The 21,517-nt window shown below is 26.6% G+C and carries 19 protein-coding genes; 2 read left to right on the forward strand and 17 right to left on the reverse strand.

Annotation, left to right across the window (positions count from 1 at the left end):
- Positions 1–179: 179 nt before the first annotated feature.
- The 5 genes from PKN74_RS05265 to PKN74_RS05285 all read right to left on the reverse strand — a co-directional run bounded on the left by PKN74_RS05265 (position 180) and on the right by PKN74_RS05285 (position 8,124).
- Entirely contained in the window at positions 180–437 is a 258-nt protein-coding gene (locus PKN74_RS05265; RefSeq protein WP_472305474.1) for a hypothetical protein, read from the reverse strand.
- 241 nt (positions 438–678) lie between these two features.
- On the reverse strand, positions 679–3,294 hold the full coding sequence (locus PKN74_RS05270) for an Hsp70 family protein (protein ID WP_472305473.1): 2,616 nt from the start codon (positions 3,292–3,294) through the stop codon (positions 679–681).
- Between the two features lie 162 nt (positions 3,295–3,456).
- Positions 3,457–4,545: a hypothetical protein gene (locus tag PKN74_RS05275; protein WP_472305472.1), complete on the reverse strand. Its 1,089-nt coding sequence runs from the start codon at positions 4,543–4,545 to the stop codon at positions 3,457–3,459.
- 247 nt (positions 4,546–4,792) lie between these two features.
- The gene (locus tag PKN74_RS05280; RefSeq protein ID WP_472305313.1) at positions 4,793–6,067 is read right to left on the reverse strand and encodes an MBL fold metallo-hydrolase; all 1,275 of its coding nucleotides are present in this window, start codon (positions 6,065–6,067) and stop codon (positions 4,793–4,795) included.
- A 116-nt stretch (positions 6,068–6,183) separates the two neighbouring features.
- Positions 6,184–8,124, reverse strand: coding sequence for an ATP-binding domain-containing protein (locus PKN74_RS05285; protein WP_472305312.1), 1,941 nt, complete (start codon positions 8,122–8,124; stop codon positions 6,184–6,186).
- Positions 8,125–9,076: 952 nt separating this feature from the next.
- Between PKN74_RS05285 and PKN74_RS05290 the strand changes: the two genes are divergently transcribed.
- Positions 9,077–10,285 carry a S1 domain-containing protein gene (locus tag PKN74_RS05290; protein ID WP_472309325.1) on the forward strand — a complete coding sequence of 403 codons (1,209 nt, stop codon included), beginning with the start codon at positions 9,077–9,079 and terminating at the stop codon, positions 10,283–10,285.
- A 113-nt stretch (positions 10,286–10,398) separates the two neighbouring features.
- Here the strand turns inward: PKN74_RS05290 and PKN74_RS05295 are convergent, their stop codons facing one another.
- The 9 genes from PKN74_RS05295 to PKN74_RS05335 form a co-directional block, all read right to left on the reverse strand.
- A complete protein-coding gene (locus PKN74_RS05295; RefSeq protein ID WP_472305028.1) occupies positions 10,399–10,710 on the reverse strand; it encodes a hypothetical protein in 312 nt (103 codons plus the stop codon).
- A complete protein-coding gene (locus tag PKN74_RS05300) occupies positions 10,707–11,618 on the reverse strand; it encodes an RAMP superfamily CRISPR-associated protein (protein ID WP_472305029.1) in 912 nt (303 codons plus the stop codon). Before PKN74_RS05300 ends, PKN74_RS05295 begins: the two co-directional genes overlap by 4 nt.
- Positions 11,618–11,968: a hypothetical protein gene (locus PKN74_RS05305; protein ID WP_472305030.1), complete on the reverse strand. Its 351-nt coding sequence runs from the start codon at positions 11,966–11,968 to the stop codon at positions 11,618–11,620. Before PKN74_RS05305 ends, PKN74_RS05300 begins: the two co-directional genes overlap by 1 nt.
- Positions 11,969–11,972: 4 nt before the next feature.
- Complete coding sequence (locus PKN74_RS05310; protein WP_472309327.1) at positions 11,973–12,872, reverse strand: RAMP superfamily CRISPR-associated protein; 900 nt, start codon at positions 12,870–12,872, stop codon at positions 11,973–11,975.
- Positions 12,865–13,644: a type III CRISPR-associated RAMP protein Csx7 gene (gene csx7 / locus PKN74_RS05315; protein WP_472305032.1), complete on the reverse strand. Its 780-nt coding sequence runs from the start codon at positions 13,642–13,644 to the stop codon at positions 12,865–12,867. Before csx7 ends, PKN74_RS05310 begins: the two co-directional genes overlap by 8 nt.
- A complete protein-coding gene (locus PKN74_RS05320) occupies positions 13,644–14,009 on the reverse strand; it encodes a hypothetical protein (protein WP_472305033.1) in 366 nt (121 codons plus the stop codon). The genes csx7 and PKN74_RS05320 overlap by 1 nt, the downstream gene beginning before the upstream one ends.
- A 49-nt stretch (positions 14,010–14,058) precedes the next feature.
- A complete protein-coding gene (locus PKN74_RS05325) occupies positions 14,059–15,645 on the reverse strand; it encodes an RAMP superfamily CRISPR-associated protein (RefSeq protein WP_472306231.1) in 1,587 nt (528 codons plus the stop codon).
- Positions 15,642–17,219: a Cas10/Cmr2 second palm domain-containing protein gene (locus PKN74_RS05330; protein ID WP_472305035.1), complete on the reverse strand. Its 1,578-nt coding sequence runs from the start codon at positions 17,217–17,219 to the stop codon at positions 15,642–15,644. Before PKN74_RS05330 ends, PKN74_RS05325 begins: the two co-directional genes overlap by 4 nt.
- Before the next feature lie 256 nt (positions 17,220–17,475).
- On the reverse strand, positions 17,476–18,606 hold the full coding sequence (locus PKN74_RS05335; RefSeq protein ID WP_472305036.1) for a putative CRISPR-associated protein: 1,131 nt from the start codon (positions 18,604–18,606) through the stop codon (positions 17,476–17,478).
- A gap of 475 nt (positions 18,607–19,081) precedes the next feature.
- On the opposite strand from PKN74_RS05335, the gene cas6 reads away from it, so the two are divergent.
- Positions 19,082–19,819 (forward strand): CRISPR-associated endoribonuclease Cas6, encoded by a 738-nt coding sequence (cas6, locus tag PKN74_RS05340; RefSeq protein WP_472309329.1) that lies wholly within the window; start codon positions 19,082–19,084, stop codon positions 19,817–19,819.
- Positions 19,820–19,856: 37 nt separating this feature from the next.
- Here the strand turns inward: cas6 and PKN74_RS05345 are convergent, their stop codons facing one another.
- From PKN74_RS05345 to PKN74_RS05355, 3 genes are all read right to left on the reverse strand, one after another.
- Positions 19,857–20,285: a hypothetical protein gene (locus PKN74_RS05345; RefSeq protein WP_472309331.1), complete on the reverse strand. Its 429-nt coding sequence runs from the start codon at positions 20,283–20,285 to the stop codon at positions 19,857–19,859.
- Between the two features lie 209 nt (positions 20,286–20,494).
- Positions 20,495–21,055: a hypothetical protein gene (locus PKN74_RS05350; protein ID WP_472309333.1), complete on the reverse strand. Its 561-nt coding sequence runs from the start codon at positions 21,053–21,055 to the stop codon at positions 20,495–20,497.
- A gap of 147 nt (positions 21,056–21,202) precedes the next feature.
- The gene (locus PKN74_RS05355) at positions 21,203–21,337 is read right to left on the reverse strand and encodes a DUF1232 domain-containing protein (RefSeq protein WP_472306048.1); all 135 of its coding nucleotides are present in this window, start codon (positions 21,335–21,337) and stop codon (positions 21,203–21,205) included.
- Positions 21,338–21,517: the final 180 nt, after the last annotated feature.

The raw sequence follows: 21,517 nt of genomic DNA on the forward strand, positions 1-21,517 counted from the left end.
TCAAAATGTTAATTAATCATTCTTGTGACGAAAAGAACAAGTCTGTCGACCCCCCAGGTTTTTTAGCTTATTGGGGGTCGACAGATTTTTAAAATTGCATACGATATTAAAATCCTGTATATCGATTACATTTTTTGTCATTTTTACTTTGTTGTCTTTTAATATGAATATTCAAAAAGTTATTTATTATTTTTTTCTATTTTTGAAAATTTTCTATCAACATTTTTCTTAGTATAATCTTTTCTTGATTTTTTAATTTTATTAATATCTTCTTCTAATTCTTTTATTATTCTTTTAGTACGAGTTATATGGATTATCAATGAAACGTCTATAATTATAAAAGCGATTAGAAAAAATAGAATGGATAAAGCAAATTCAAATTTAAATAGAAAATAAATTCCGATAATTGCAAAGATAATAAAAATAATTAAGGACAAATTATTATCCCACCTTTTTTAATTAATGATGTCATAGAAGGGCTTTTCTATTGACTAATTTATTCTTCTATACCATTTCTAGGGTAAGGAGGAGAAAAGGAGCTTTTCCCTAAATTATCCTTAAATTTGATTTTGAAAATTTATCAAGCTTTTAAAAAATCGAATCATTAAAATATATAATATTTTTAAGCTAATTTATTATTGAGGTAATAAATTAAGTTACTGAGAAGAATTTACGTGATTATTGTTTTCTTAAAGCCAAGAGAACTTCGTACTCTTCAGTGGTTAATTTTGTACCTTGAATCATTTTTGTACATACATTCCATCTGTTTTTGAAAGTACTTTCTTGACTATGATTAAAATTCAAGTTAGTCCTTACTTCACTAATATAATGATCTAACTTTATTATAAATTTTTCTCTTTCATTACTGTCAAGATTGGATTCATTTCTATTGTCAAAAATTTCTCCAAAAGTGTAAAGTAAATTGTTAACTTCTTCAGGTGATCTTAACTGCTTGATTACCTTAAATAATTTAGATTCTAAATACTTTATATCATTAAATTTTAAATCTTTGTTGTTTTCTCTTGAAGCTATTTTTCCTAAAGCCCAAAAAGTATTAATCTTAAAATTTGAATAAATCATTTTTTCTAATAGTTTAATTGAATTCATTGAATATCCAACCTTTCCTAAAGATATTAATGCAGAATTAATTACAGATAGATTATTTGTTGAAGAAATAACATTTATTATATGTTGTTCTACAGAATTATCTTTTGATTTTCCTATAGCTTCTATACATGTTCTAATCTTTGTATTCATTTCTAATTCACTTTTGAAAGCTAAAGTCATAGGAGAAGAATAATACATTAATTTACTCAATATTTCTTTATCGGAATAATTATAATAGTCCATTATATTTCCTAATAATTGAACTATACGAGTAAATCCCGTTTTTTTTGTAGTTGACAATTTATTTAGAAGAATGGGGACAAACTCTTTATAATTTTGAGCATTTAATATTTGTTTTTCAAGATCTTTTATATCTTTCATTAAATATCCCCTACGATATACGTCATAACAATAATCTAATTCTGATAGTTTTCTGATGTAGAAATCGATTGTAGATTTTTTTGGAAGAACATTACCTTTAGGTTTTTTTACATAAATCCTTTGAGTATTTTGTTTTATTTCTTTAACTTGTGATTCTTCATCTATGCCTGTTAGTATTTGAACTTGATATACATTTGATTCATCACCGTTGAGTTTAACATTTACTTTCATTAGTCCTATTTCATCTACTTCAACACTAATACTTATTTTGTCAGTGGTTGATAAACCTTTTTCAAAATTAATTCTTCTAGTAGCAATTCTTCTGTTTGGTGGTTGGGTATCTCTTCTGCTTCCCATATAAAAAGGAAGATCAATGTGAGTTGATCCTTCTTTTTCAACTTTAAACTCGTCAATTTCTTTTGATTTATATGGAAGAACGGTACCTTGAGTAATTAAATGTTTTACTGTTCCATCGACTAATTTGATGCCTATAGTATCATTCATAATTTTTGTAGCTTTGTATCCTCTATGTATATAATAATGAAATACAGAAGCTCCTCTGGCAACAGATTTGTCGGGATCTGTTACAGTAAGTGGCTCAAAACCGAAGAATTCTTTTATTCTTTCTTTTATAAGTTGTAACTTTGTCATTCCCCCATTGAGTATTACAGCATCTATCTTAGGAACTGTTCCTAGGCGTTCATAACATTTATTTAGAACATCTAATATTGGGTATATTATATTATCAACATCTTTGATATTTTCTATATTTTTATAATCATCAAATTCTAAATGATCTGCTAATAATGGAGAGATAATTTGTTTATATTCATTTATTGAAATATCATAATTAAATATCTTTCCATCATAAAGGTTTCCTTTTAATATTTCATAACAAACATTTTTTCTATCTAAACCAAATATTTCATTGTTCTCAATTTTTTTACTCAACTCAATTTTTACTTCTTCTGCAATTTGCAAAAACTGTTTCTCTAACTTATTCTTTTCAATATCTTCTAAAGAACTCCTTTCTATAGAATTTTCGTCTAAATATATTTCCATCAATCTTTGAGCAACTAATTTATCAAAATTGTCCCCACCTAATCTGGTATACCTCGATACAGCATAATCTTCTATTTTAATCTTTCCATCATAGTGTATTTTATGAATTGATACATCAAGAGTTCCCCCACCTAAATCAAAAACTAATACGTTTTTTGATTCATTTAAATCGATTAATGATTCTGGGATCTCACCATTTTGGTGTTTGTTAATAAAATCAAAAATAACTGCACGAGGTTCATCCAAAAGAATATTTTTATATGAACCATCTGATTTTTCAACTAAGAAACCTGCTTTTTTAGCGGCTTCTAAAGTCTCTCTTCTCATATCTGAATCAAAGGAAGCTGGAACAGTTATTATAACATCTTGAGGAATAAATCCAAATAGTTCTTTTGCAGATATTGACATTTGTTTAAGAAGAAAAGATTGAATATCGGAGGTCTTATATTGTTTTTGGTTAAATTCAAAAACTTTTCCCTCTCCCATATAACTTTTTACTGATTTCAAAACTAAATCTGGTCTAGTTACAATCATATTTTTAGCATAATTTCCAATTATTGGAAGATCTTTTCCAAAGTATAAAACTGATGGTAACCTATCATTTTTTATTTTTCCACCACTTTCGTCTATCATACTAATATCAACTATCTCTGTTCTTAACTTTTCATTTGAATCAACTCTTGACCAGGCCATTAAGGAATTGGTGGTACCTAAATCAATTCCTATAAAATACTCCTGAGACATTTGACCACCCCTTATTATGATTTTATTTTTTGCATTTTAAAAATAAAATTTTATCAAGATTTTAGATTCCAATTTTTACAAAACACACTACAAAAAAAGCTCTGTCCAAAGTAAGTTAAAAAACATTCATTTCTAAAGTACCTAAAATATATTTGAATTTTTCTATTCTATTTCTTTTACAACTGGTTTCGAAATTACTTTTCCTTTATACATAATCCCAGTTTTGATTAATTGTAAGTTTTTCTTTTCGTTTTGAAGAAAAGGTTTTCCTAAATATTCATACTTTTCAACTACTTTCTCGTCTGCACATATAAGTTCATTTAGTGTCCCATACTCAGTAACTCCTATGTCATTAAAGAATTTTTTCATTAATTTAATAGTTAATTCCATATATTTAAACTCTTTTGGTAAACTAATTTGTTCTTTTTCTAATTCTGAAAATTTGCTGCAAGCTAAAAAAACGTTACTAATTATTTCTTCATATTTGAAAGAATTCATCTCTTTTAACAAGTTAAATATTACTGACAACTCTGCATTTTGCTTAACATTTTTTAATTCTCTTTTTAACGTTTCATTTTGTATTTCAGTAAATTTTAGAGAAGATTTTAAATCCATCGCCTTATTTATAGTATCTCTATTTTCTCCCATCCAAATAATTCTAGAAGTATTACTGATTATTATTTTTTTATATTTTTCCTTCTCAGAATAAGTTGAATTTTTTCCCTTTTTAATAAAATTTGCAGAAGCTTCCCCCAACACATTTTTGAAAACCATCATTGAATTAAAATAAATCGTTTCTGACAAATATTTTTTTATTATTTTTTTATCTTCTTGAGAAAATTCATCTGTTTCTGATATAAGATAAAAAACCATTGAATAAGTAATTTCTGGAATCCTTCCTTTTTCTAAATATTTATCAATTTCTTGAATATTTTGTTTTATGTTTTCTTTTCTCAAAATATTTAGAAAGTATCGTTCTAATTCTCTTGTTTTATGAAACCAAGTCTCATAACTTTTTAAATCATTAACTCCCCAATTATTTAAAGTACGTCTAATATCGAAGTTTTCTACAGGAGCATTAGTATTATTTTCTATTATCTTCTTATATTTTATTGGAGTAAAAAAGTTTTTTCTCATAGCTTTTAATAATTCAAATAACTGAGCTTTAACTATTTGGCTATTTTTATTATCCTTCTTATCTTTTTGGTATCTCAATTCGCTATTTAGAGCACTAATAAAATAATCTTTCATATTTAGACCTCCTATGTATTAAGGACAGGGCTCTGCCCTCGACTCGCTATAAATTCAAATGCTTCCTTTTAGAAAATATCAATTTCTAAAGTCCCTATCTTAATTTGTAATATTTTTACTAATTTTGAATATTTTTAGCATATTTTTGAGGCTTGTATCATAGAAAATAGGCAAACTTTACAGGATAAAATCCTTGTTCTCATAAGGCCTTCTTTCCTAAAAAAAGCTAATTTTATATGTAATTTAATTAAAAATAATATTCTTTGTTATTTAAAGAAAGGATGAATTCTATATCTTTAAAAAAATTTATAAACAAGGAATATATATTATTCCTATTTTTAGATGAAAAGTCACCATGGACAAAAATTACTTTCTTAGGTTGTGTTTTTTCTATCAAGTTTTTTATACCAATAACATCCGCATGAGTCGCAATTCTATAGAAGTATGTATTTTGATTTCTTTTAAACTTATTTATATATTTTTCTTTTACATACTCTTCATCTCGGTAGTATGATAAAAACAATTTGTTTTTTGAGTCATCCATCATCTCTTTATAATAATAATAGGATCTACTATAAGGCGCCATATTAGCTGAACTTGTTATAACAATAGTTCTAGATAAGTTATTAATTTTTTTATGGAAATTACTTTTTGCTATGTTAATGTTATCGTTAAAAATCGTAATCCCAGATTTTTGGTAGATTAGTGAATACGTGATACATAAACCATCTAAGACAACATGCATATTATTTGGCAGTATACCATTATTTAAATATTTTTTTAGTATTAAAGCAATTTCTTGACTTTTTCCTAATGCAAAAGTGGGTACAAGAATATTTCCACCATTATCAATGATATTTTTTACTCTACGTATGAAATTTAATTCATCAGATTTTCTGTTAATTTTATTTTCAAAATAACCATAAGTACTCTCAGAAATTAAAATATCAACTTCTAAACTTTTGGGTAACTGTTGTGCCTTTACTGCTTCTAAGTCATAGTCTGTAAAGTCTCCTGTATATAATATCTTTCTATCCTTGTATTCTATTAATATACTAGAAGCACCAAGAATATGACCTGCTTTAAAACAAGTAACTTGCAAATCCTTTATGTTGTATTTTTCCCCATAGTAAAGCAAAACAGTTTTTTCCATTATTTTGTTTATTTTTTCCATAAAAAAACTTTCTAACTTCTCATCTGTTTTCTTTAGATTGCAATACAATACCGCCTTATACAATTCAAAGCTTTCAGCTGATATATAAATATTTGCATTTACTAATTCATCTATATAATTAATTAATCCACCAATATGATCGAGATGGACATGAGAAATAAACACAGCATCAATTTCCCAAAGACCATCGATAAAACCTTTGTTAATAAGCGTAAGAAAATCAGGATATACTTTTTTACCAAAGTATCTCTTTCCCATGTCAACAATGATTTTAGAATCTCCTAAATGAAAAAAATAACAACTGGCACCTATTTCATTTCCTCCCGAAACTGGATAAAAAATATTCATATTAGCCTCCTAAAATCACGCAGGCATATTCTAATAATTCTATTTCTTAAAATATTATTGAATTAAGTAGCTATAGTGATAACAACTGAAGAATAAAAATTTAACTTGAAAGATTTTTAAGCGACTATGCTCGCAAGATGTTGAAATTGCATGTTTTTTCTGAAAAAGTCATCATATTTTTTATTGCCATTATTTATAACTATCAAGCTTTCTCTAGCCCGTGTAATACCAGTATAGATAAGTTCTTCTGAATCTTTAGAATTAATTATCAAAATTACAGCATAACTTTCCAGACCTTTGAAACTATGAATTGTTGAAAACTTTATTTGCCAAGAATGTAGTTTAAAGTTAAACTTATAAGCATTTTCTATTCTTTCAACTTCATCACAAAATTTTTTCCACCACTCTTCACATTTCCAATCTTTAGAATAAATTTCCTTTAATTCATTATACAATTCAAATTCCAAAAAAGTCGTATGAGTGTCTTCTTTAAAACTTGTTCTAAATTTATATTCTATATATCTAAGATCTTCTTTAAAAGAGCTTAAAACGCAAACATCATCGGAGTTAACTGAAAGATTATTATATTCATTAATTACTAAATTAGCTATTAAATCATTTTTGTGTTCATATTTGTCATCTATATAATAATAATTTGTAATTCTCTTTTCAAACGGTAATCGCTGATTTTTTGATTTTATCTTTTCATATTCATATTTGTTTCTCAAAAATTCTTTCTGAAATTTATCAGCAATAATTACCAAATTTTCATTTGATCTGTACGATGCGTCTAATGTCTCTATTTTATTCCATTTACCCGGAATATTTGTTTTAACCTTTTTTTCTGAATCTAAGTCTCTTCCATATATATTTTGTTTTTCATCACAAAATATAACAAATTCTCCGTTTTCTTCTAAAAAGAATGACTTTAAAATTACAAACCATTCATATCTATAATCTTGGGCTTCGTCAATAAAAATCGCGGAATACTTTTCAAGCTCATTTTTATGATTTTCGAACAAAGTTTCGTTTGAATAATAATTTTCTTCAAAATATTCTTCTTTTTTTTCTTTATTATAATCTATCGGTGGTGGAATAATATAAATCCCCACTTTGTTTAATTGCATATTAATAAAATAGTGATAATTTAAAACAATAAAATTATTCCAAGGAAATTCTGCTTTAACTTTTGCTATTTTATCTTTTATATAATTTTTCAATGTAATATTATATGTCAAGATTAGTACGGGTTTATTTGTACGTTTATATGCATTTATTGCTCTCATAGCTAAAATTGTAGTTTTTCCCGAACCAACGACACCTTTAATTTTTTGAGACCCTGCTGAACTTTTAAAAAGTTCTCCTCGGTTTTTTCTGGTATCTATTGGAAAATCTTCTCCTTCTTCTAAATAATGTATAGGTGGAATAAATTTTTTAACAAATTTTTTATATAATTCTTCTGTAAAAAGCTGTTCTTGATATTTTTTATTCCAACCTAAGCTATTTAAAAGATCATTAAAATTATTGTTATTTAAAGTATCTTTTGATAATACTTTTATATATTGTTTTTGATTATTATTATCGAAATTAATTCCATACTTCTTTCTTAATTCATAATCTGTTGCTTTACTAAAAAAAACCCCACATTTAACAATTGTATACATTCTTGAATTGAGTGCTTTCATTTTAGCCAAGTCCTCTATATGAAATGAGTAAATATTGTTCTTATAATGTTCAACTTGTGAAAAAGGGGATAAAATTTGTGTATTGTCTTCTTTTAAAAACCATTTAATTTTTTTTAAGTTGCTTTTTTGCTTACTATTATCAACTAATCTATAGTTATTTAAGTCCCAATCCTTTACCGTTATTAAAAAAACTCCGTAATTCTTTTTTATAATCGCTATATCAGGTTTTTCTCCATTTAGAAAAGGTTTATAGTAAACTTCCAAAGAATCATCAGGATATTCCCTCAAAAAATTCAATATATTCAATTCTTCTTCAGTTGGTTTAACTTTTAAATTTTCTATATGTTCATAAGATGGAACTATTTTAGACATATTTACCACTCCTTTTAACTTTTTTAACTTCTTCGGTATTTTCACTGAAGAAAAAGGAGAAGGGAGAAAGGTTCTGCCCTTAACCCATTTATAATTAAAAATAGTGTCTTTAAAAGTCTATCATTTTTTAAGTACCTAATTAAGCAGTTATTGTTGTTAAATAAATATTAAGAAAAATATTTTAAGACAAGTGCGACGTAAATAATATAATTTACATTTAACAAGAAAATAAAGTCTCTCTTATCTTGGGAAGGAAAAGACCTTTTTAAAGCACATTTAGTAACATTATATATAAGTTTGGGTAATGTATGGAACCATATTAAGGCTTGGAAAACCACGTTCCAAACTTTCTTTTCAATGAACAAATAAAATTATTATATAATTTTAATAATTAAGATAGAAATATCGAAAGTTATCTTGGCTGGATCATACCTTTTAGTGAATAAATAAATGATGTTTTTTGTTCTCTCTAGGGCAGTTAATTTATGAAAAAGAAGAACACAATTAATTTAGACTGTAAAGTCATAATTAATAATGCTGACAGTTTGTCTGTGAAGCTTCCAAAAAAGTAAGAAGAAATACTTTATTATAGAATTATACAAAACTGTTAATATTTTAACATTTAAAATTACAAAAGTCAACCATTATTTTTAAATAACGGTTGCGAATTTATCTAATGCCTATAAAATCTAAATTATTCTTGTTATAATTAAATCTATTTAATCAATAAATTCTGGTTTTATTTTATATGATTTTTAATCAAATTATCAATTTTTTACTAAAAAATTGAATTTAGTCTGAATAGGACCAAAAATTTCTTTCATTTCATCAAATTCTATCATTTTACCTATTATGTAAAATAAATGTTATAATATATAAAAACCGAACGTCAAATATAGGTCGATATAACATAAAACGTCTGTTATTATCGTTATAGGGGGGGAAAAAAGATATGAGTGAGGTAAATTATGACAATTTAAATGACTTTCAATTTTCTCAATTAATTTTTAATCTTAGGAAACAAGGAGAATTAGATAAAGCTGAACAAATTGCTAAAGCAAGGATTAATGAAACCATTAAAAACAAAAATATACTAATTAAGCACACAATAAATGCATATGCTTGGGTTATTTGCTCTAAATATTTTAAAGATGGTTTTGATTTTCAAAAATATAAAGAATTAATGGAATTATTTGAATTCATCAATGTTGAAATTTCTAGTTATTCCTATATTGTTAATTCATTAATAAGATATCTAAAATCTTCGAAAGTAAATCTCAAAGATCAAATGTATTTACTATCTTTAGTTAATCCTGCACTTCTTAATAACGATCAAAATCCCCAATCAAAGATAGAAGACAATCCGGTAAAGTATGATAGTACTTTAGCTAGATATGCCTCATATTATGGAAAATTATTATTTCAAAATAATAAAAAAGATTTTATTAATTTTTTTAATAAAATTCAACCTTTAAATCCTAATTTTATAAACCCCAAAAACAAATACTGGTACCTTAGTAAATATTACAATTCCATAGGCTTGCAAGGAGAAGTAAAAAGTGCTAAAGCTAATTTAATTTGGATTAGAAACGAACTAAGAAATGGCATAATTGATACTTATATTGGAGATATTGTTTTGAAGATTAACAAAGAGGAAGCTTTATGGTATTATGTAAAATCTGTCAAAGAAGATAAAAATTATAAAATTCTCTATAGATCTTTTTTACATATTGCTTCAATATCACAAGATCTTGGTAATATGGAAGAAGCATTATTATTTTATAATTATTTTAAGAAATTGATTGATAAATACAATTATTCTTTTAAAGATAAATTTATAATAAAAGAATTAGAAGGTACTTCTTTACAATTTTCAGAAAATGAAGTGCATCAAAAACTTGACGAATTATATTTTAAATATATGCCACGAATTCAAGGACAAATAAATAATTATATTAAAAGCAAAGGTTTTGGATTTATCAAAAACTCGGAAAAAAATAAAGAATTTTATTTTAACCATTATAATTTAAGATATAAAGAACAAGTAGACAAAATAAGGGAAGGAGAAAAAGTTCTTTTTTTACCTAATATAAAGTTAAATAAAGATAGAAGAAAAAAAGAAAAATTTTTGTTTAATGCTGAACATGTTGAGTTAATTTAGTATTGATTTTTCTTAAAGTGCATTCAAATGTTTATTAAAACAATTTTATTATTCTTATAACAAATCTGTCGACTCCCACCGTTTTTTAACTTATAGGGAGGTCGACAGATTTTTTACTTGTAAAATGTTAACGCTCTTGCTAAATATCCTAAAAAATTTAGCATTTCATTTTTTGAATATTTATTTTTTCTTACCTTAACAATGTTTTTCAGCATTTTAAAGGTTTCATCATTTCCTATTAGGCTTTTATCCATTATACTTTCATTTATAGATAAAAAAGAATCTACGTCAAAAATTTTTATGTAAGACATATATTTCTTAACAACATTAATTGTAGTATTTATTTGTTGTTCTGAATTTAATTTTTCTAAAAATTTTTTTGCTACTTCTTCAGCATCTTGTATAATTTCTTTTTTCGATATCATATTTGAAACACACCTTCAGAATCCTTTATTATCTTTTGTAAATTTTCCAGATTTTTTTTGTGCATTTGTGATTTGTATTTGTTAACGCTCTTAAAAATCAACTTTACTAAGTCTTTATCTTTTATTATATTTGGAGACACGTCAAAACTATGTTTAGGAGTAAGTAGTCGTTCTGGAATAAATTTTACCGATCCCATATCTAAGTTTTTACCTCTTCCAATTTTCAGAGCAAATCTATCCTTAGGTGAAAATCCCATAGCTAAAAATAACAAACCAGCTTCTTCATTTTTTAGCCCATTTAATAGTATTTCAAAAGTAAACGCGCTTCCGGGAGGTAAAACCTCAAAATTAACTTTTCTGTCTAATTCTTCATGTTTTTTATGACTATACAATCTGATTTTATTTTCACGAGTTAATTTGTCTGCTTGACTCCATTGTAGTTTTCCAACTATTATTTCGGTTTCAACATCTTTTTCATCTATTATAATATCTTTGAACATTATTCTTGATGTATATCCCATATATCCCGTTATCGAATTAACAAGATCTAATTTGTTTTTATCAATTCTTTCTTCATCGTCATAAGACATACTAAGTGCTTGCATGTATGTTTTAATTGCACCCTTTAGTTGTGAACCTGACAGTACTATTTTTCCAGCTTCCCTGTGTAAAAGATATGTTGGCTTACTATTCACTATTGCCAATAGACTTTGGGTAAAACATAATGGTTTTAAAGCTTGCATTTTTCCAATTAATACTCCAGAGATTAAATTAGGATTTGCATATTTCTCAGAATGATTCAGTATTTCTTTAGTTCCGTTAGTGGGTTCTACTCTGTTAACATAATAATATCCTTTAGGAGATTCTTTATTTTCATAAGATTTATTTACTGAACTACGATATGACATTATTTATCATCCCCTTTAATAAATCCCATTCTAAAATAGGCAGGATAGTCATCTTTCTTTTTTCCTTTTGCTTTATTATTTGGCAGTCCTTCTATTGTTTCATTTAGATATAATACTTCATTTGGTTCGATTCTTTCTAAATCATATATTTCTTCTCCATAATTATGTATATAATCAAAATCTTTAGAAAATACTCTAAAATAGAAATCATTAAAATTGTTGGATTTTAATTCATCATAGATAGTTTTTGCTTCTTCAATAGTTTTATATTCGTATTTAAATACATTATAATCGTTGTATATGATTTCACATTTTTTTGTTTTATCAAAATGATTTAATATTGGATTCATTCTATCACCAGCTTTCTGGCAATTTTGTTAGCATTTGCTGAAAGTAATTTTCTATAGCTGCTTTATCAGTAATAGTAATCTTTTGTCCAATTAGATCTCTTTCTTTAAAGGCATTTTGAAAGTCAAATTGAACATTATTATCTTTAAATTGTCCATCTTCAAATTTAGTAAAGGTAATTGCTTTTTCGCTTTTGGAATTAATAACTAAGGCTTCGATTTGTATATCTAAATTTCCTAATCCTCTTGATTTCTTTCCACCGACTTTTACAAAACCATCTTTAATATTATTTATTGTCTTATATATCAATAAAACTTGCCATATTTCGGGATTTTTTAGTAGGATATTGCCATAAAAACAGCCTCCAGTTATAACTTCATAATCGTATAGGGCGCCTTTTGATGTACTTCCTGTAAACCTATCAATTTTAATACCATTTCTTATCGAAGTGTACTTTTCTATTTCGTCAATGTGTTTGATTTTTTCTTCATCAGATTCATCACTTTTAAAAGGAAAAAAATCTTCAAATCTGACGACAGAAGCCATTTTCATATTCCCAAATGTTTTACAACTCGGGCATACTGAAGGATAAATGTCTTCTGATTTTTCTAAATTGTTATTGTTATTTATATCTTTCCCACAATCTTTATCCTTTCTATCGCCCTTAGCTAATTCACAAACTTCTTTGTTTTGAGATTTTAATAAGGCTTCTGCATCTGATCTAAAAACTCCTTTTAATGAACTTCCAGGAATGTAAACAGTTCTTCCCCAAGGGGTACTTATTCTAACAAACTCTGCATCAGAAGCTATTGGAGTTATATCAGTATCTCCTGCTCCAATATGAAAACCACTTCTTGGTACTATCTTTAATTGAAATTTATGAAAATTACGTATTGTTTTAAACATTTGTTTCACCAACCTTTGCCAATCTTTCTATAGACGCTTTTTTTAAGTTTTCAATTTGATTTTCATTCAATGCTTTTGGTTCAAAAATTCCTTTTGTTATGTCATCAAAATTTAAAGATTTAATGTTAAATTGAAACTTTAATTTTCCTAAGCCAGCTGATTTTTTACCTCCAAATCTTATAAGTCCGTTATTTATCATATCGATTATAAAAAGTATGTAACCAACTTGATAATCTTCAACATTTTCCATTAATAACTCTGTTTTAAAAATTGTTCCTGATGAAACAATTTCATAATCATATTTTGCCTTAATTGCAGCAACTTCTGTGTCTCTACGAATCTTTACTCCATCTCTATAGTTTATATTTTGTTGTTTTTTATCTGCCATAGCATCGCTAAAAAATACCCTAGAAGAAAAGGAGTTAGAACCAAATAGATTGCATACTTCACATATGTTTTTTTCAATATGAGAAAACCAGCTATCTTCATTATCAAACTTTTTTCTATCTTTTGAATTTATGCAAGGATTGCCTCCAACTTCATCACATATTTTTACATTTTTCCCTCTTAGTATTTGTTCTAAATTAGATCTAAATACACCTTTTAATGAAGAACCTGGTATGATGGTATTACCTTCTGAATCTTTTAATACAGAGCTGTCTATATCTAATGGCGATAACCCTTCTTCCCCAGATCCTATATGTATTGGAGTTTCTGCGGTGATATATATATCAAAAAAATATTTGTTCTTAAATGTGTCAAAAGGAATCATTAATATTGCCTCCTTTTACCTTTTTCTCCTTGAGCATCGTCACTTTTATCTACAAATTTTTTGTATCTTGCCATATAACCAAAAAAATATGCCAAAGCTTCAAGATACTTTTCTTCATCACTAAATTTATTTTCCATTTTTGTTATTTCGTCTAAAACACTTCTCAAAAAGTTTTTTTCATGACCTGGTGCTCTACCAATTTGATAATGTAAATAGTTAAAAAATTCTTCTTTACAATCTGCTTGGCTTGCCATAGATGCGTATTTCCTAATTTGGGTATCGTTAATTATTTTTCCACGTGATGTGTCTATCAAAGATTGCATTCTATTAATTATATATTTTTTCTCATCACCAGTTAAAGCCATTTTGCACCTCCTGATTAATTTTTTTACTCGAGTTTTAGAAATATGGTTTTTAAAGTGTTTTAATTTTTGAAAAATCAACTACTAAAAAACTTCCAAAACCACTTCCAGTTCTATGGCCTAAACCATCCAAAAACATTTGCCAAACTTTATCCACGCAATTAATATCTTCGGATTCTAAGATAATAACAGCTCCCGATTTTATAGTTTCATATGCGGTTTTTATATTATTTGTTCTGACATTCCATGAAGTAAATTTATCTTTTCTGTATATTTGTTGATTTATTTTAAAACCCTTATCCTCAAATATTTCATCTAAAGTTTTGTTGACAGGGATTATAAGATCAGAGGTAAGTAATAATGGTATATAAACTTTTTCTGGTTTAATATAACTATTAACTACGCATGTAAAACTGTTAATATTTTCTTTGAATTTTTCTTTTAGATCATCCAGAGGCAATATTCTTGCCTTCATTTTTCCAAAACCTCTTGTTTTTGAGTTCCCTATGGTTATATAATCAATTTCTGATAGTGCTTCAAAATACTCTTTTTTTGTTGATCTGATAATTCCTACCATTTTATCGTAATATTCTGTAATATAACTTCTCATTTCACCTGACTTTGTAGCCCTTGTCTTACGAGAAACGGCTGTTTGTGTATATTGCTTTGTGTCAGATTCTACAGAAATTATTTTATGGTTAAAATAATCGAGATAACCCGAGGCATTCTCTAGTCTTTCTCCTGTTAATGAAATATCTTCTAATGATATTCTTAATTGTTCTTTGTTTATTTCTTTTTCGATTATTTTTGGTATTGTTAAATCAAACAATTCTTCTGGATTATCTCGATATTTCTCTTTCATAGTGGTAAATGGAGTAGGAGCAACAACTATTTCTTCTTTGCTAGGAAAAAGAGTAGGGAATTTTACTTCTTCATTAAAAATTATATTTTTAAAATATGGATTCTTAGCTAATTTATTTGCATACGCACCTCTAACTGTTTCACCGTTGATAATTTTTGATGATTTATACATATATTTTTTCGATCGTTCCTTTACTGTTAAAAATGGTTCTAAGGGTTCTAGAACTAATAATGCATAATTATCGTATATCTTTTTGTTCGTTTCTTGATTAACTTGATTATTATCTTCATATTCAAAGAATATATCAACGGAGCCATAACCAGCTGATTTCATTCCTCCAATTTTTTTTACCAATGATGTTAATAATTCCAATAGTTCTTTTTCTCTGTCTGTTAATTGTTCATCAAAATATATGTACCCCTCTAAAACATTGCCACTAGATAAGGCATTTGTACTGTATAGTCTTTGATATGAACTTGTTCTGGTTTTTCTATCAATAACTACATGTGTTTTTTCTACATAAGATGGATTATAGCAAACTAATTTTGAAAATTGCAATTTTCCCATTTTTGTGTGAGATTCTCCAAATAAATCTGAAACTTCTTTCTTATAATTTGGCAATGTATCTGCAGTTTCTCGAAACGCACCTTTTAAAGCAGAACCTGGAATGTATGAAGTTCCATTTTTGTCTCTTTTTTGCGATTTATTCCAAATTCTAGAAAATTCCTCTGAAACTAACAAAGGGGATTTGGTTTCTATCTTTACTTTAATCTTCATTGTTTAGCCCCCTTATCAATAAATTTTAAGAGATCTATAGAGCTTAATACTCTTGTTCTACCTTCTTCTGGGAAAAATACTGAATTATATAATTCTTCATAATTACTCAAATTTTTGATGTTTTTTGTAAAAAAATAATTTACGTTCAACTTTGCAACAGGAGCTATTTCATTCATTAGTTTGGCTGCTTTTTGTAAGAATGTAACTTCTTCATTGCTTAATCTTTTTAGTAGATTATAGTAGCGTTTGAATTCTTCAAACTCCATTGCTTCTCCAATTATTTCTTTAATTTCTTTGTTAGTGCCAAAATACTCAGTAGTTTTTACTTCAGTACTGTTACCCCAAAGTACTCTCGTAGCAATATAATTTTTTTCTTTTTCACCTTTTTGAAAATTATTATAATATGCAGATTTTGCTTCTTTAAGTAAAGAATTTGAAGCTTCAAATATAATCTTTAAAGGCATTGTTTTTTTACAAAACAATATAGAACCACAGTAACTTATCCCATTTCCCTTTCCATCAATGTTCCTAAATTCTTTTGTCAGAATCTCGTCCAATTTAAAATAAATATCTATTGCTAATCTTGAAGGAACAAACAACATAATGTCATCTCCACCTAAAATTGGTGAAGCATATTTATCCTTTAATTTCATTTGTTCTATTACCTGATTAACTGCGTTTATTGACGCTCTTTCAATATTTTCAGAAACTTTTATATATTCTTGATCTGTTTGTATTCTTGAATACAATTTCCCTAAATTATTACCATCTATGTATATTACCCCAAGCCAATCTGATAACTGTTCTTCATCCGCTTTTGTATCAATTTTTAAAAGCGATGATGCAAAATGATCTTTTTTAATTTTTTCTTCCCCAACTTCTATCTTCTTTTTACAAGCTTCACAAATTCTAATTTCTCCAGGTTCATTGATATCAGCAGCCACTGGTAAAGTGTAAAAAGCCGGATAGGTATTGCAAGATTCACATATATGAAATTCTGGCGTGATTCTCTTCATTTCTATTTGTTTTGAGTTCTTTTTTTCCCTCATTTTTGAAGCTAATAAAGAGAAGAGTCTATAAAAACTTGGTTCCTTAGTAAGGTTGTTGAACTTAATGCCAAACTGTTGTTCTAATTTTTCTTCTTCTAATTCTTCTTTTTTTAGTCCATAAATTAATTCCGAAGGATAAAAATCTACAGAAGAAGTAGTTAAAAAACCTCCAGGCACATTTTCTTCAAATGCTTTTATTAATTCTTGCTCTATCCTATGTAATTCTTCACTTAAAACAATTGCTAATCCTGTTCCGCCTACTGCATGTATAACATAGGAATTCTCATTTTCTAGGAAATTATTGGCTATGACGTCAAAGTCTGAAACTAACTTACTGGCACCTATGATAGCCTTAAACTCAGAAGAACTAAATACATAATTCTTTATACTGTCTACATCGTAAGAAAAAACACTTAAAGGTTTTCTTGGAAAGTATCTATCATTTTCAGCCCAATCTGCTGGAAGATCGGGATAACGTTTTTTCAATATTTTACAAATTTTTTCTTTACTAAAAATCTCAGGCATAGTTCACCTCCTTAATTTTTTAATTTATACCCACTTTAGAAATTCCAAAATCCTTATTATATGTATATTTTAGCGTTGATTCTTTTACAAAATATCTCCCTGCTTCTAGTCCTTACTAATTACTAATTTCTAATTTCTTTACCTTTTTCGGTACTTGTACCGAAGGAGATGGGGAGGGCTCCGCCCTGGACCCAATTTAAATTCAAAAGCTTATTTTTAGAAAAATCTTCGTTTCTAAAGTGAGTACAAATTAATCTCAAAAACTACTGTTTACAAAATCGTATATTATTTCTTTGGCCAGTATCATTTCTTCATTGTTCCGTGCAGTTACTTGTATTCCAAGATCAAGTATACCGTCATTTGTACATATAGAAGCTTTTATTTCATTTCCTAATATTTTAACTTTGCTTTTCTTGCCTGAACGTTCAGCAGTGCTACTGCCTTTTACGTATACTTTTTCTACAAAAGGTAACTGTTCAAATTTTTTGTTTATGTTATATTTAGCAATAATTTCTTGTGAATGTGCTTCTACCTTTGATCCTTGAAAGATTAATTCTTTACTTCTTGGCAGTAAAGAAATTTGTTCTTTTTTTGATATATTAAAATAGTGTTTTGCAGATTCAACAAATACTTGTCCCATAGGATTTAATTCGATATATTTTTTTCTGTCTATGGATTGTATGTCAAATAAAGGTATTAATTTTTCATCAATTGTTTTATATTGATTTTTAACATCTTCGTTAAATTCAATAAAACCTTCTTCATCAAATTGATCTATAAAGTATATGTAATCTATGTATAGTAGATAGTCAAGACTAAGGGGTAATGGTGGAAGTTTTATAACAGCAGGAAATCTTTCAAAGAGATAATAAACTGGGATATTCATTCCTTGACCTAAGGCAAGAGCAAAAGCAATTTGAGCTTTGTAACCTCCTGTTGCATTAATTATTGTTGAAAATCCATGTTTTTTAAGTATCTCAGCCATATTTCTAACTAAGTTTCTTAAACCATACCTTGTAAATTCTTCTTTTCTTTGATCATCTAATTTTTCAGTTACTTTTACTGTCACTCGCTCAAAAGAATTATTTTTTGAATTTTCAAAATAATATTTTAAGATTTTTCCTATCTTCCTACCGGTCTCGGTGTCAGATACTAAAAGATATAGATTTTTCATTTCATCAATGTAACCTTCTTTAATTATACTTTCTATAGAATTTATCTCTGCTCCTAATAATCTCTCATCTTCCTGTATTATTTTTGGATTTAATAACATCATAGCTAAATCCTCAAGTCTATTTGAATCATATAATGATTTATATTCTCCTTGCTTCTTATTAATATTATTTTCTAAACTCGCTCCAACAGTTGAGATCAAAGTATCTTTCAATTTATTAAGCCCCCTTTTCTAATATTTTTTATTGTTAAATTTTTTATAAAATACGCTATAATTATAATCCATACTAACAGTGAATTTTTTGACTTTTTCGCTACGTTTTGCAAAAGAGTGGCCTCTGCCCTGTGCCTACTTTAAATTCAAAAGTTTATATCCTTTACACTCTTTTAAAAAAAGCTTTATAAACTTCGATTTACTTAATTATATAGGAAAGAAATTCTGTATATTTTTTCTTTTTTTGAAGATAACGCCAAATGTTTTCACGAGCAAAAACTGACCATTTTTTTAAAAAAATATTAATGTACTTTGGTAGCTAAACGAAAAAACATGAAAAACCCATCTTGAAATATTTAAATTTTTTTAAAAGACTAGAATTTTAAACAAATGTTTAATATATATTATCATATTTATTAATAAATTACAATTATTACTTTTTTATTTTTTGTTATAATTTCTTTGAGGTGATATAATGAGACTTTTTATTAAATTAAAATTCGACAGATTAACATTACCCGTTTATTATAATCACATTCAACAGGCATTAGTATATAATTGGATAAATGATACAAATTATCAATCATTTTTGCATGATAGAGGTTTTACGACAGATAAGTCTGCCTTTAAGATGTTTACTTTTTCTAAATTCTACGGAAACTATGAGTACAATAATGAATCAAAATCAATTACGTTTAAAAATCATGTATGGTTTACTCTTTCATCTCATGATGATAAATTTCTGGAATACATAATTGATAAAATATTGTTTACCGAACATTACTCATTACTCGACCAAGAAGTTAGAGTAAGTAACATAAAGTATGATAAATTTTCTCCAAATGGTGGACTAAAAGTAATTACTAAATCTCCAATAACAGCTCATGTTTCATTTAAAATTGGAAATAAGACAAAAACTCATTACTTGTCTCCTTTTGAAGAAGAATTTAACAATAATATCCGAATAAATCTGATAAAAAAATATAAAGCTTTTTATGGAGTTGAGCCAGAAGATAATAATTTTTTTATTACACCTATAAATAACAATGTTAGAATGGTAATTTCAAAATATAAAGGTTTTGTCATCAAAGGTTGGGATGGTGAATTTTATATTTCTGGTTCTGATGAATTATTAAAAATAGGTTATGACGCAGGAGTAGGAGCTAGAAATTCAATAGGGTTTGGTTTAGTAGAACGATACAACCCTCGTTAAAATTTATTTATATAATTATAATCCTAATTCAATTCCCTTAAACATCAATTTCATCAATTATTTTTTCAAACATTTTTATTTTTGCGTCGGAAGTTAACGATTCTTCTTTTATAATACATTCTAATACTTTCATTTTTCTATCGAACATTTTAGATTTTTCTTTGTTGTACTGTGTTTCTTGTTTAATTTTTTCTAAATATACCTTTGTCTCACTATTAATTCTTTCAATCACAACTTTCGAATTTTGTACACATTTAATGCGCTCAGTTTCTAATTTCTCTCTAATTACTTTGCTTTGATACTTAACTTTCTCTTTTTCATAACTATATTTTAATCCTAGTTCTATTGTAGATAAAGTTGATTTAATTATCCCTAAATTGCCTATAACTTTGCTTGTAGCATTTTCATAAACTTCCATACTATTGGTTTTGTCTTCAACAATAATGTATTCAGGTTTATTTTTCACTTGAACACCTCCTTTCCTAAAATTCATTATGTACTCTAAAAATCTTAAAATTTTCAATTTAAATTTTAGGCTATTATCTATTTCTTTTATTTTTTGGTATTTATTATTTATACCAAAGAATAGGAATGAAGATTTGACTTTGCCATGTTATAAATCAAAGTCTTTATTTCTAAAGTCCCTATACTACTCATGTTATTATTAGGCAGTTATTATTTTCTTCCCTTAGCTATGTAATTTCGATAATACCAATCAATGCCTTTTTCTCCACAAGTATTTTTAATTAAATACTTTAATTCTGATGTGTTTATATTATTTTGAGTTAGATAATCATAATATTGATTTTTAATTTCATAATATTTGTAAATTTGGTTTTTAGTTTTCTTATACATTTCTATTAAAGTCCTTTTTTTATCTCTTAATTCTCTATCAAAATAACTGATAGAATCAATTTTTCTATTTATTTCATTAATTTCTTCAGATATATTTTCTTCTAATTCTTTTAAACTTTCAATTTTATTTTTACATTGTTCTTTTTGATCCCAAAAAAAGTTCGATGCTATTACTGATTGAAAATGTAAATTAATTAATTTTTTAAAATAAATTTCATTGTTTATATTTCCCTTTAATCTCTCTATTTCTTTACTTGCATCTTCAACTTTATGATATTCTCTTTTCACTGTTTCAATGTAGTTATCTTCAAGTACTTCCTGTATGAATAGATTTGCAAATATTGATGCAGCTACAATCATACCAAAAGCTAATATTGTCATTAGAATCCTCCTTTCTATTTTACTAATACTCACGTTAAAAATCATAAAATTCATATTCTATAATAATTCTCTTTATTACTGGCAAGAAAGGAAAAAGTTATAAAATCAACCTGTTATGAATTTCAAAGTCATACGTTTCCTTTTTATTTAATCATCATCAAAATCTAAAATGCCTCTAATAGCTACTAAACCTGCAATTAAATCATCTGCATGCCCTAGTACAGGTATAAAATCGGGGATTACATCAATTGGACTTAATATGAATAGTACAATAAAAAACAATACAATAATTTTTACTATTTTCTTTAAATTGATATTTCATCTTCTCCTTTCTCTTTATATTTTAAATGGAATTATTGATTTAGATGAATTATTCAAAAGAGTAAAAATTTTCCAACCTTGTAAAATACTTATTCAAAACATACTTGTTTATATTCAAGTTATTAGCAGGCAGTTATTGTT

The organism is Defluviitoga sp., from assembly GCF_035349255.1.
In the GTDB taxonomy this organism is placed as follows: Bacteria; Thermotogota; Thermotogae; order Petrotogales; family Petrotogaceae; genus Defluviitoga.